At 55.8% G+C, this 11,970-nt stretch carries 11 protein-coding genes; 2 read left to right on the top strand and 9 right to left on the bottom strand.

Annotated elements, in window-relative coordinates:
* Positions 1–2: 2 nt before the first annotated feature.
* Complete coding sequence (locus tag AUP42_RS10200) at positions 3–1,139, top strand: ABC transporter substrate-binding protein (protein ID WP_062951518.1); 1,137 nt, start codon at positions 3–5, stop codon at positions 1,137–1,139.
* Between the two features lie 51 nt (positions 1,140–1,190).
* On the opposite strand, the gene AUP42_RS10195 is transcribed toward AUP42_RS10200, so the two are convergent.
* The 8 genes from AUP42_RS10195 to AUP42_RS10160 all read right to left on the bottom strand — a co-directional run bounded on the left by AUP42_RS10195 (position 1,191) and on the right by AUP42_RS10160 (position 10,571).
* Complete coding sequence (locus AUP42_RS10195; RefSeq protein WP_062951517.1) at positions 1,191–2,975, bottom strand: adenine deaminase; 1,785 nt, start codon at positions 2,973–2,975, stop codon at positions 1,191–1,193.
* Positions 2,972–3,901, bottom strand: a complete 930-nt coding sequence (locus AUP42_RS10190) for a nucleoside hydrolase (protein ID WP_062951516.1) — start codon at positions 3,899–3,901, stop codon at positions 2,972–2,974. The genes AUP42_RS10195 and AUP42_RS10190 overlap by 4 nt, the downstream gene beginning before the upstream one ends.
* A complete protein-coding gene (locus AUP42_RS10185) occupies positions 3,901–4,935 on the bottom strand; it encodes an ABC transporter ATP-binding protein (RefSeq protein WP_062951515.1) in 1,035 nt (344 codons plus the stop codon). Before AUP42_RS10185 ends, AUP42_RS10190 begins: the two co-directional genes overlap by 1 nt.
* Complete coding sequence (locus AUP42_RS10180) at positions 4,928–5,707, bottom strand: ABC transporter permease (protein ID WP_062951514.1); 780 nt, start codon at positions 5,705–5,707, stop codon at positions 4,928–4,930. Before AUP42_RS10180 ends, AUP42_RS10185 begins: the two co-directional genes overlap by 8 nt.
* Complete coding sequence (locus AUP42_RS10175; RefSeq protein WP_037990615.1) at positions 5,704–6,531, bottom strand: ABC transporter permease; 828 nt, start codon at positions 6,529–6,531, stop codon at positions 5,704–5,706. The genes AUP42_RS10180 and AUP42_RS10175 overlap by 4 nt, the downstream gene beginning before the upstream one ends.
* A 109-nt stretch (positions 6,532–6,640) precedes the next feature.
* Positions 6,641–7,666: an ABC transporter substrate-binding protein gene (locus AUP42_RS10170; RefSeq protein WP_231858234.1), complete on the bottom strand. Its 1,026-nt coding sequence runs from the start codon at positions 7,664–7,666 to the stop codon at positions 6,641–6,643.
* Complete coding sequence (locus AUP42_RS10165; protein ID WP_156484594.1) at positions 7,666–8,703, bottom strand: LacI family DNA-binding transcriptional regulator; 1,038 nt, start codon at positions 8,701–8,703, stop codon at positions 7,666–7,668. The genes AUP42_RS10170 and AUP42_RS10165 overlap by 1 nt, the downstream gene beginning before the upstream one ends.
* Before the next feature lie 278 nt (positions 8,704–8,981).
* The gene (locus tag AUP42_RS10160; RefSeq protein ID WP_197468264.1) at positions 8,982–10,571 is read right to left on the bottom strand and encodes a gamma-glutamyltransferase family protein; all 1,590 of its coding nucleotides are present in this window, start codon (positions 10,569–10,571) and stop codon (positions 8,982–8,984) included.
* A gap of 126 nt (positions 10,572–10,697) precedes the next feature.
* Here AUP42_RS10160 and AUP42_RS10155 point away from each other — a divergent pair, with 126 nt between their 5' ends.
* Entirely contained in the window at positions 10,698–11,411 is a 714-nt protein-coding gene (locus tag AUP42_RS10155) for a GntR family transcriptional regulator (protein WP_062951512.1), read from the top strand.
* Positions 11,412–11,457: 46 nt separating this feature from the next.
* Here AUP42_RS10155 and AUP42_RS10150 read toward each other — a convergent pair whose 3' ends face one another.
* Positions 11,458–11,883, bottom strand: coding sequence for a nuclear transport factor 2 family protein (locus AUP42_RS10150; protein ID WP_062951511.1), 426 nt, complete (start codon positions 11,881–11,883; stop codon positions 11,458–11,460).
* Positions 11,884–11,970 lie beyond the last annotated feature (87 nt).

Genomic DNA, 11,970 nt, shown 5'->3' with positions numbered 1-11,970 from the left:
TAATGATCGTAAAAACGATATCGCGCCTGATTGCCACCGCAGGTTTAAGCCTGCTGTTCATCCAGGAGGCACAGGCCGAAATGATCACCGTCACCGACATTGCTGGACGAGAGGTCAGGGTCAATGTGCCGATCCAAAGGGCTGTCTTGGGTGAAGGGCGGCAACTATATATCATTGCCGCACTGGATCGTGAAAATCCGGCAAAGCGGATTGTCGGCTGGCGCAAGGATTTGATCGAGGCCGACCCGGCCACCTATCAGGCCTATCTGGCGAAGTTCCCGGTCTTTGGCGATATACCGGCATTTGCTGGGCTGGAACAAAGCCTGATTGATATCGAAACCACGATTGCGCAAAAACCTGATGTTGTTTTCCTGAACCTTGAAACACAACAGGCCGTGGACGAGGCGAACTATGTTGAAAAGCTTGGTGCGCTTGGTATCCCGGTGATCTATGTCGATTTTCGGCATGATCCGGAACACAATACCGAGCCATCCATCCGGCTGTTTGGCAAGCTGTTCGATCAGGAAGCTCGCGCAGAAGAGTTTATTAAATTCCGCGCCGCCGAAATTGCCCGCGTGACCGATAAACTGGCGGAAGCGAACCCGTCGCGACCAAAGGTGTTCATCGATCGGGCTGCCGGTTTTTACGAGGATTGCTGCCATTCATTCGGGGATGGCAATTTTGGCGCGATGGTCGAAATGGCGGGGGGCGATAACATTGCCAAGGACCTGATTCCGGGAACATTCGGGCAAATCAATGCTGAACAGGTTCTGGTTTCAAACCCTGATCATGTGATTATCACCAGTGCCGCGTGGGATGCCTATGTGCCGGGCGGAAAATGGGTGCCGGTCGGGCCGGGAGCGGATGCGCAACTGGTAGAGAAGAAGCTGAAATATTATCCGACACGTTCGGCCTATCTTGGAATTGCCGCGCAAAAAACGCATGCGTTCCACGCTGTCTGGCATCAGTTCTATAACAGCCCCTATCAGTTCGTCGCGATCCAGCAGATGGCAAAATGGTTCCATCCGGACCTGTTTTCCGATGTTGATCCCGATGAAACATTTCGCCAGCTGCATCACCGCTTCCTTCCGATCGATTATCAGCCGGGCTATTTTGCGTCATTGAACGGGGCGAAATAACACCTCAATCCCCCTCTATCTCACGATGGATATGGCGGGGGATTTTGCGGTTTAAATGATTTCCAGAACCGGTGTGGTCAAAAGCTGCCCCGTCGTGACATCGCCGATACCACGGTCGGTTTGATGCGGGCCGGGGTTGCAGGCCAATGTCGCGCCGAACAGGGCCTTGAAAACCAGATAGGGCGGTTGCCAGTCGACAATCGCATCCGCCGCGGTTCGGATATCGGCAAATTGCTGCGCAACATGATCCATCGGTGCGTCTGACACCAACCCGCAAAGTGGCAGCGGAAGAAGCGCATCAAGTTTGCCGTTTGATGCGACCGCCATACCGCCACCGGCACGGATGACGGCATTGGCGGCGACCATCATATCGCGCGGATTGCCACCGAACACCGTAACATTGTGGCTGTCATGCGAGACGGTGGTGCAAACGGCACCTTTCCAGTCACCCCATCCGGTCAGAAAGCCAACGCGTGGTTTGCTGTCTGCCTTTCCGTGGCGATGGGCAACGGCGATCATGGTCGTGCCTATAGGCGGCACCACATAGCCGTCTTTGACATCGGCGTCGTCTGTTGCCCAGCGAGTAAAGCGTGGCCGGTCAATGGTGGCGATCCGGACGCGATCCCCGGATGCGGGAACACGAAAATCATCGATGGACAGGACATCCATCTTCATGGTGTCAGATAGGGGGGCGGGATCAATCGAAACCGCCCGTGATGCCATTTCACCGGCCCCGGCGACGATTTCACCATTTACAATAACCTGGCGTGCCCTGAAATCGGTCAGGTCGTCAAAGATGACAATATCTGCACGCCGTCCGGCAGCAATCAAACCAAGATCGGAACGGCCAAGGCGCATCGCGGCATTCAGGGTTGCCGCCCGCAACGCCCATTCGGGCTTCATGCCATAACGGACCAGCCGACGCACCACATCATCAAGCCCACCAGCATGAAACAGGTCATCGGGGAATACGTCATCGGTACAAAGCGTGACGGTTTGCGGCAGGAAACCCAACTCATTAAGCGTCTCGACAAAGCCCGGCAGAAGGTGGTCATGCGATCCGCGCATTTCAATCGCAAGACCGGCACGCAGTTTTGCCATCAGATCATCGTTTGAAACAAGTTCATGGTCGGAACTGACTCCGGCCGTCATAAAGGCCGCAAGATCGGGTCCTTCGAGGCCTCGCGCATGACCGCAGACAAGTTTCCCCGAAGCAAGCCCTGCCTGCATGATATTGGTCATGCGCGGGTCGCGATCAATCACGCCGCGCATATTCATGACTTCCGCAACCCCGGCGACTTCGGGCCATGACAGCATTTTGGCCATGGCATCACCGTCAAAATCAGCACCGGAAATTTCAAGGCCGGGGGCGGCGGGAACGCAGGACGGCGCCAGAATCAGAACGCGTAATGGCAGGTCACGTGTTGCATCAATCGCCCAGCGGACACCATCAAGCCCCCGCACATTGCCAAATTCATGCGGGTCCCAGACGATTGTCGTGACGCCGCGGGCAACGACCGTTTCGGCATAGATCGCCGGTGTGACCATCGAACTTTCGATATGCATGTGCGTGTCGATCAGGCCGGGGCTGACATAACCGCCCCGGGCACTGACGATCTTGCGGGCGTCGCTTCTGGTTGCCGGTTCATGGACGCTTGCGATCATCGGGCCGATCAGGCCGATATCGGCCTTGCGGATTTCACCGGTCACCATATCGACGAGCTTGCCACCGGTAATCAGGATATCGAACGGTTCATCGCCGCGTGCGGCGGCGACGGCACGTGTGCGCAATTTATGGCAGGTTAGATCGCCGGGTTCTGTCGTGCGATTATTCATTTTGCTGCTTCCGCCTTGAGGGCTGAAAAGATCAGGTCGCACGCACGTTCCGTGTTAACAGAAACGGCATATTGCGCGTTTTTGATAGCGGTCGGGCGGGGATCAATAATGGTTTGCCCGCGCGAAGGATCTTGGCTGGTGTCAATTTCGATATGTGCATCAGCAAAGCTGATCGCATCTTCATCAATCACCGCTACCGCTGCGCAAGGATCGAAAACCGCCATCGCATCGCGCCCGCGTGACAGGGCGATATTGATGTATCCTTCGCTCAGGTCGGCCAGAAGCCCCGCATTTTTCCCTCCAGCATTGCGTATAGGTGCAACATCATCCGGGGTGGCAAGCACCCGTCGGCAAAGGTCGAGATCAACCATGCGCAATTGCACCTGATGGGACAGGGTAATGGCGACCGCTTCGGGATCGGCATAGGCATTATATTCGGCTAGGGCGGTGTGATTGCCGTGCGTTACGGCACCCCCCATCCAGGTCACGCAGTCGATTTTGCGCGCCAGATCAGGCCGGGCCAGAACCAGCGATGCAATATTGCCAAGCGGGCCAAGGGCCAGAATATGGCGTTCATCATCCGGTCCGGATTTGCTTTCAAGCCAGTTACAAAGGCCGTCGAACGCGCTGCATTCTGCAATCGGGCGGCAATCGGGAAGATGTACGCCGCTTGATTGCATGCCAAGGGGCCCAAGAATCCGTTCGGCGGTTTCAAGCCCACCCATAACCGCCGTTTCGCGACCGGTATAGATTTTGAAATCCCAGTCAAACTGGCGCGCCGCACTGGCTGCATTAATGCGCACGCGCTCAAGAGGGGAGTTCCCGGCAATCAGCGACATCCCGTCGATATGCTTTCCGGCATGGATGACAACCAGCACGGCGACCAAGTCGTCAAAGCCCATATCGGTGTCGATCCACAGTCCCATCAGAGGCTCCCGACGCGCGATAGGGATGCGGCCCGCGATACAGGCAGATCGAATTTCAGGACAGAACTGAATTCATGGGCCGGAAGGCTGGCATCGCATTCCGCCTTGATCGGGCCAAGCGGGGTATCAAGCAGATATTCTCGTGTTCCACCGGCAAAAGACGTACCGCGTATCGTGCCCTCGAACGGCCCATCGCCAAGGGTGACCATGGACGGGCGCCAGGCAAGGCCTTTGGCATCAAGAGGGGCCGTGCCCGACAGTTCGACAGCCCCGGTTGCGGTTTTAAGTTTGCCGTTTTCAAGCGCGAAGACATTTTCAAACCCGACAAAGTCCGCAACAAAATCGGAAACAGGGCGGTTATAGATATCTTCTGGTGTTCCGATCTGTTCGATATGACCATCAAGCATCACGATAATCCTGTCCGCCATCGCAAGGGCTTCGACCTGATCGTGGGTGACAAAGATCATCGTGACACCGCTTTCCTTTTGCACACGCTGCAATTCGGTCCGCATTTCAAGGCGTAGTCGGGCATCAAGGTTTGAAAGCGGTTCGTCAAGCAACAGCACTTTGGGTTCCATCACCATCGAACGCGCCAGCGAAACGCGCTGCTGCTGGCCTCCGGAAAGCTCGGCGGGTTTGCGGGTAGCGAATTTGGACAGCCCGACGGTACGAAGGCCTTCCTGAACCTTGTCGTCCAGTTCCTTGCCGCGAACTCCCATCAGCTTCAGGCCAAAGGCAACGTTTTCATAGACGTTAAGGTGCGGGAACAGGGCATAGGACTGAAACACCAGCCCGACCGGGCGTTTGTTGGCGGGGGTCCGGGTGATGTCGACATTATCAAGGATGATCTTGCCCGATGACGGCTCCATCAACCCGGCAATGGCGCGCATGGTGGTGGTTTTGCCGCAGCCCGACGGGCCAAGCAGGGCAACCAGTTCTCCCTTGCCGATATCAAGATCCATTTCCGGTACGGCAACATTTTTACCGTAAGACAGGGTCAGTTTTTCAAGACAGAGAAAGCGGGCATCAGACATAGCGGGAAAATCCTAGGAAACGTTCGGCCAGAAAGACAATGCCCAGCGACATGAAGGCAAGCAGCGCGGACAGGGCTGCGACCGACGGGTCATAGGTGATTTCCATATAGGCGAGCATGTCGATTGGAAGGGTTCGGACACCGGGCCCGGACAAAAACAGGGAAACCGGCACCTGATTGAAACTGGTGACAAAGCCCAGAATGAAGGCGGCGAGAATACCGCCACGGATATTTGGCATCACCACGCGGAAAAAGGCACCAACCCGCGACGACCCCAAAAGCACGGCAGCTTCTTCAATGTCGGATCGCAAATTATTCAGGCTGGCCGACACCACGCGTACCGCATAGGGCAGGATCAGCGCGGTATGCGCCAGAAACAGTGCAAACAGAATGCCGAAATTGAAAGGTACGACGAAATAACGCAGCAGCGCCAAACCGACGATAATGCCCGGTACAATGATCGGTGACGATACGATGGTTCGGATGGTTTCCGCACCGGGGACCTTGTAGCGCGACAGCGCATAACTTGCCGGAATGCCAAGGATCAGGGCGGCAAGCGTGCCGCCGATGGCGAGAAACATCGAGATGCCGAAACTCGCACGGAAGCTTTCGACCTCGAAGACTTTCAGCACCCAGCGCAGGGACAGCCCCTGCGGCGGGAAGGCAAGCGTTTCGCCAGCAGACAGCGATGCCGCGATAATGATCAGGAACGGACCGATAAGAAAGGCCAGTACCAGTAAAAGAATGATCGGGGAAAACAGCTTGTTGGTCATCGCTTGTTCCTCGCGGTGGCAAGGCGTTTGAGCAGAAGATTGGCCGCAAATGCCATGACGATCAGGATCAGGGCGATCACACTGGCCGATACGAAATCATTGGCAACAGTCACGCGCTGATACAGCAGGGTTTCAAGCATCAGGACCTTGGAACCGCCCAGAATGGCCGGGGTGATATAGGCGGTCATTGAGCCGGTAAAGACCAGCGTACCACCGATCACAAGGCCCTCTTTGGTTAGCGGCAGGATGACTTTGGTGAAAACCTGCAACCAGTTGGCGCCAAGAACGCGAGCAGCCGGCACCGCATCGCGCGGCATGTTTTCAAGCGCACTGATCAGCGAAATGATCATCAGCGGCAGAAACAGTTGCAGCAACCCGATGAAAACGGCTGTTTCGGTGAACAGAAAACGGATCGGTTCATCCGATAGCCCGACGGCAACCAGTGCCTTGTTCACAAAGCCGGTTCGGCCAAGGATCACCAGCCACGCATAGGTCCGCGCCACCGGCGAAATCATTAGCGGCAAGACAACAAGGCCGGTGATCCTGCCCTTGCCCTTCGGCGGCAGGTTCACGATTGCAAAAGCTGCGGCATAGCCGATCACGGCTGAGGCTGCCGTGACCAGTGCCGCAAGTTTAAGCGTGCGCAAAAAGACGGTCTGATTCAGCGACTGGGAGAAGAAATCGATATAGGCCTGTATCGTCCAGCTGTCGCCCGACCGAAAACCTTCGGACAGAAGAATCAGAACCGGGGCCAGAAAGACCACAGCGGCAAAGATCGCGGCAGGGAGGACCAGCGCAAAGGCTTCGGCCCGGTTCTGAAACATCTCGGCAACCTTGTCGTCGGTTAAAGTCAATAAGTGGTGGCGCGAGCGAGGCTCGCCGGATCAGGGTAAATGGCGACATGCCCCGATCCGATAATGGGTTCGGTGTCGGTTACTGGCCGACCTTGTTGTTCCATTCGGACAGCCAGGTTTCCTGATTGTCGATGGCAACCTGTGACGGGATCAGATGCAGGTTGGCAACGGTATCGGCCCCATAGGTCAGGTTTTCGGCAATCTCGTCGGAAACCTTGACGTCCTTGTTTGCCGGGCTGTCGACAAGGTTTTCGGCCAATGCCGTCTGGATTTCGGTCGAAAGCCAGAAATCCATGAATTCAAGCGCAAGATCGCGGTTCTTGCTGCCTTTGGTCAGGACCATGACATTCATGCCGCCGGACTGGCCTTCTTTCGGGGTTGCCCATTTGATCGGCAAATCCATTTTCGAGAAGCCGGACCATGCAAAACGCCCGATGGGTGCGGCCCAGATTTCTTCCTGCTGCATCAGTTGCACCAGCTGGGAAGAACGGACATAGAAGGTGACGATCTCGTCCTTCTTTTCGCCAACGGCAGCAATCGGGGTTTTCAGCGACGGGTCTTCATCGCCAAGTGCCTTGCCCAGCATATAAAGGGTCAACGGGCCCTGTGTGGTCGTGACGTTCGGAAGGGCAACATGATCAACCACGTCATCAGCCAGAAGGTCCGACCAGCTTTCGACTGTCATCTTGTCAGAACGATAGGCGATCGAGCTGGCATAGAAGGTGTAACCAACACTCATGCCATCGCCATTCGGGTCTTTGGCAATGTCGTAAAGCTTGTCAAAGTTCGACAGCTTCGACGTATCGATCTTGTCGGTCAGGCCATCCTTGGCAGCGGCCAGTGCATCGCGCATGGAAATAACCGCAAGGTCGATGACCGGATCGGCTTTGTTGGCTTCGATTTTGGCGAGACGTTCGACCGAGTTGCCGGTTTCGACAACCAGTTCGCAACCGCATTTTTCTTCGAACGGGTCGTACAGGAGTTCCTTGAATTCATCCTGTGCGAAACCATAGACCGAAATGGTCAGGGTCTTTTCCTGGGCCTTTGCCGCACTTACGGACAGCAAAAGGGCAGCAGAAGCCATAAACAGTTTTTTCATCGGCATCACAGCGTTTCTCCGGTTGGGAAGGGTGCGTCAGGGGAAGCCGGCGGTCCGCTTGACGCGCGGACCATCAGTTCCATCGAAACCTTCGACGTATCGGCAGTGACGGTCTGTTTTGCCGCCTTGCCATTTTGAACGGTGGATTTGCCCTGTTCGATTTCACGGACAAGGGCGGCGATGGCCAGCTCGGCAATCCGGGCCATATCCATATGCACCGTGGTTAGCGAAGGGGTCACCACGGGGGAAAAAATCAGATCGTCAAAACCGGTTACGCTGACCTGCTGCGGGACCTTGATTCCGGCGGTCTGCAATTCGGTCAGAACGCGAAGGGCATGCAAATCCGAAACGGCGGCAATCGCCGTGACACCGTTTTTAACGTGGTCAATCAGGCCAAGCGATGCCCGTTCGCCACGTTCGTACATCAATGTTTCAAGCCAGACTGTCGTATGACGGGTATTGCGACCAAGGGCCGATTTCATGCCGCCGATGCGGTCATTCTGCACATTCGATGCCGGATCATGCCCGATCAGAAGAAAATTCTTATGCCCCAGATCGACCAGATGGCGCGCAACCTTCGCCCCTCCTTCCCAATGGTCCGCCGAAACGGTGTTTCCCGGTGTGGACGGGGTATCAACCATTGCGACAGGACATCCAACATCACCGATCCGTGTGCCACGACGCGGAATGACGACCAGACCATCAACGCCACGTTCGATCAGGCGGCTGATGGCCTGTGTCTGTGTGGTGACCTTGCCACGCGAGTCCGCAATCAGAACCCCATATCCGACATTTGATGCCGCCGCTTCCATGGCCTGCGCAATTTGCGGGAAAAGCGGATTGGAAATATCGGGAAGGACAAGCCCCAGAACATTTGATCGGCCCGTGCGCAGTGCACGACCCGCATTACTGGGAACATAACCAAGTTCGTCAGCCTTCTTGCGGATTTTATCGACCAGATCGGTCGATACCCGGCCTTTCCCCGACAGCGCGTTCGATACGGTTGCCGAAGACACGCCCAAGGCGTCGGCAATCATGCTCATATTCGGTCCGGAACGCGGTGAAGCCACTTAATACCCCCGTCAAACATCCAAAAGATGTGATCTGGCAACATTGATTAACTGGTTAATCGATTAATCACACGCTACCGGACTCTTTTTAAAGAGTCGAGGGGTAAATTTATACAATATCCGGTGGCAGACCATGCCAAAGCAACGGCATAAATGCGAAGCCTTTGAAACAAGGCGAAAAACCCGGGCGCGGAAAATTTCCGGCCCGGACGTGGTCGGGATGCTTTTTAGAGGAGGGTTGCGGGGGGGAATTAAATAATGCCAATGGCAGCCCCGTCGCTACGTGGATCATGGGCACCGTCAACATTGCCGTCAGGCGCGATCCGGATGATACCTGCCTGTCCGGCAAGTGCGCTTTGCGCCTCGATTTCACGCAGGATGTGCCCGCGATTTTCCAGTTCGGTAAAGACGGTTGGTCCGGCGTCTGCTTCGAGTTTCAGGCTGTCACGGGAATCAGAAAATGTTTTCCCCAGAAGGAAACGGGGGCGGGAAAGCGCATCGGCCGGGGATAATCCGAAATCAATCAATCGGGTTAATAGCATGGCCAGTGTCTGGGGTTGCCCGTCGGCGCCCTGCGTTCCGTAAAGCAGGCAGGGTTTGCCGTTCCGCAAAGCCAGACCGGGGTTCAATGTATAAAACGGTCGTTTGCCTGGTTTAAGCTGGTTGGGGTGACCGTTGATCGTGCTGAATGCGGCACCGCGATTTTGCCAGACAATGCCGGTATCGCCTGCGACAACGCCGCTACCCCAATCGAAATAGGTGCTTTGCAGGACACTGGCGCAATTCCCCTGTGCATCCGTTGCCGCAAGGAAAACCGTATCGCCGTGGCGGAACGGATAGGGCCATTCCATCGCGAGGTCTGTTGCAATATCGGCTGCATTTTTGCGCAGCATGTCAGTGCCGAGCATATCACTGAAATCAAGGTTCGTACCGTCGGGATCACCAATCCGATCACGTTCCAGAAAGGCGCGTTTGATGGCCTCTACCACCAGATGGAAATGGTCCGGATTGCTTTCGTCCCAATCCTTGATCCCCAATTCACGCAGTATGCCCATGGTCATCAATGTTGCCAGCCCCTGTGTTGGCGCAGGCGGGGCAAACAGCGTAACATCCCCATATTCAAGCGAAACGGCATCCGCCGTCCGGGTGCGGGTCATTTCCAGATCGCGGGCTTGGAGAGGGGAGCCGACATCGCCAAGCCCCTTGGTAATCCGGGCTGCCAGTTCGCCTTCGTAAAAATCACGTGCGCCGTTTCTGGCAATCAGTTTCAGGCTCTCGGCAAGGCGCGGTTGAACGAACCTTTCACCCGCTTTTGGCATCCGCCCGTTCGGAGCAAAGATATCGGCAAAGCCCGGCCAGTTGCGGTAATCATCTTTTCGGAAATCCAGCCAGAAACATTGTGATTTGCTGACAGGAAAGCCATTTTCGGCCAGCGTAATCGCCGGTTCGATCAGATCGACAAGCTTGCGCGTTCCGCCCCAATTGCGCGCCGAATGATCAAGCGCGTGTTGCCAGCTATCGACCGTGCAGGCCGTGGTCAGGGTTGATGCCGGTCCGCGCAACGCAATGGGGACGCCCGCATCAAATTTAGCATCAAGCGCGACCTGTCCGATACCGAGGAACGATGAAACCTTGCCGGTTCTGTCGGCAACCATCCAGACAGCATCACCACCAATGCCGCAAAAATGCGGATATGTCACGGCAAGAACCGAGGCGGTGGCGACAACAGCCTCGATCGCGGTTCCGCCATCACGGAGGACCTGTGCGCCTGCTTCGCTGGCGGCGATACTCGGACTTGTGACCATCGCGCGATAGGGTGTGGAAATGTTGGCAGCACGCATATCGGCATCTTTCGTAATGGATGGTTGGATGTAAATGAACGATCAAATTGTGTGGATCGGCGGTGGCGCAATTGCATGCAATCGACTATACAGAGTTGCATTCATCATCATTGTTGCCGGGATCTTATGAAGGCTTCTGATAAAGCAAAGCATCGCAATGAACTGATCAGTTCGGCATTGCGGTCCGCCATTCTTGAACGTGTTCTGCTGCCCGGTATGAAGCTGCCCGAAGACTCCCTTGGTGAACGCTTTGGCGTCAGCCGTACTTTGATCCGTCAGGCGCTTGAACGGCTTGCGGCCGAAGGGCTTGTGGAACTTCGGCGCAATCGCGGGGCGATGGTTGCCAAGCCAAGCCTTGAAGAAGCCCGCGATATATTCGAGTTGCGTACCCAGATCGAGGACCTTGTGATCAGCCGTGTGATCAAGGAAATGACCCCGGAAAAGCTTGCGGAACTTGAAGCCCATCTTGCCAAGGAAGTTGAAGCCGAACATGCGTCCGAGCCGATTTCGATCCGACTTGCGACCGAGTTTCATATCCTTCTGGCGAAGCTGGCCGGAAGCCCGGTTTTGTTGCGTTACGTCGAAGAAATCGGCTATCGCTGCGGACTGACATTGTCGCTTTATGCGCGGCCGCATTCGACGGATTGCGGCATTCAGGAACATCGTCAGATTATTGATGCCCTTGCTTGCGGGGACGAGGAAAAGGCGCGCGAATTGATGCGATCGCACCTGACGGCGGTTGCTGACCGGGCGCTGATCACGCGCAAGGAAGCCGGGCCGCTTGTGTATCTTGATGCGCTTGAGCCCTATGCACGCAAAGTGCGTGACGGTCAGGAATAGACTGTCACACGGAGGTGCATCCGACCGTAAAAGCTGTGGCACCCGATCAGGCCCTTGTACCCTGACGGATCAGAATGCGTTCCGCACTTTCATTCCAGACATCCATTTTGACGATCTTGCCGTTACGAATGACAAAGCGGTCAACATAGCGGTTGCCGTCGAACGGTGTTCCATCCGGCCATTCGCCATATAGCGTGCCCACACTGTAAACCACGGTTTCGGTCTTTCCCGGTGCGACGTCGAACTGCCCGAACTTCTTTTTTACCCATTTATAGCGCGCTGCGTTAAAGGCGGTCGTGCCGGACGGGTGGTCGTATTTGGCGCCGTCGGTAAACGTGATGACAACATCGTCCGACATATAGGTCGCGGCCTTTTCCGGATCGGGCTTCATCGATGCGTCCAGAAAATCGCGCACAATCTGAGCGTCGGGTGACGATAGTTCCGGAGCATCCGGAGCAAGAGTGGCGGTCATCTTGTATCCTCGTTTCGTGCGATTGATCTTTGATCAGCATAATACGGCGGCAGATTTTTTGCATGCACTAATTTTATGCAATAATTG

Source organism: Thalassospira lucentensis (assembly GCF_001613805.1).
Lineage (GTDB): Bacteria > Pseudomonadota > Alphaproteobacteria > Rhodospirillales > Thalassospiraceae > Thalassospira > Thalassospira lucentensis_A.
This window is presented reverse-complemented; position numbering and strand designations above follow the sequence as displayed.

Coding starts and splice junctions, on each gene's coding strand:
- AUP42_RS10200 (WP_062951518.1), top strand. CDS start 3: ATGATCGTAAAAACGATATCGCGCCTGATTGCCACCGCAGGTTTAAGC.
- AUP42_RS10195 (WP_062951517.1), bottom strand. CDS start 2,975: ATGAATAATCGCACGACAGAACCCGGCGATCTAACCTGCCATAAATTG.
- AUP42_RS10190 (WP_062951516.1), bottom strand. CDS start 3,901: ATGGGACTGTGGATCGACACCGATATGGGCTTTGACGACTTGGTCGCC.
- AUP42_RS10185 (WP_062951515.1), bottom strand. CDS start 4,935: ATGTCTGATGCCCGCTTTCTCTGTCTTGAAAAACTGACCCTGTCTTAC.
- AUP42_RS10180 (WP_062951514.1), bottom strand. CDS start 5,707: ATGACCAACAAGCTGTTTTCCCCGATCATTCTTTTACTGGTACTGGCC.
- AUP42_RS10175 (WP_037990615.1), bottom strand. CDS start 6,531: ATGTTTCAGAACCGGGCCGAAGCCTTTGCGCTGGTCCTCCCTGCCGCG.
- AUP42_RS10170 (WP_231858234.1), bottom strand. CDS start 7,666: ATGCCGATGAAAAAACTGTTTATGGCTTCTGCTGCCCTTTTGCTGTCC.
- AUP42_RS10165 (WP_156484594.1), bottom strand. CDS start 8,703: ATGAGCATGATTGCCGACGCCTTGGGCGTGTCTTCGGCAACCGTATCG.
- AUP42_RS10160 (WP_197468264.1), bottom strand. CDS start 10,571: ATGCGTGCTGCCAACATTTCCACACCCTATCGCGCGATGGTCACAAGT.
- AUP42_RS10155 (WP_062951512.1), top strand. CDS start 10,698: ATGAAGGCTTCTGATAAAGCAAAGCATCGCAATGAACTGATCAGTTCG.
- AUP42_RS10150 (WP_062951511.1), bottom strand. CDS start 11,883: ATGACCGCCACTCTTGCTCCGGATGCTCCGGAACTATCGTCACCCGAC.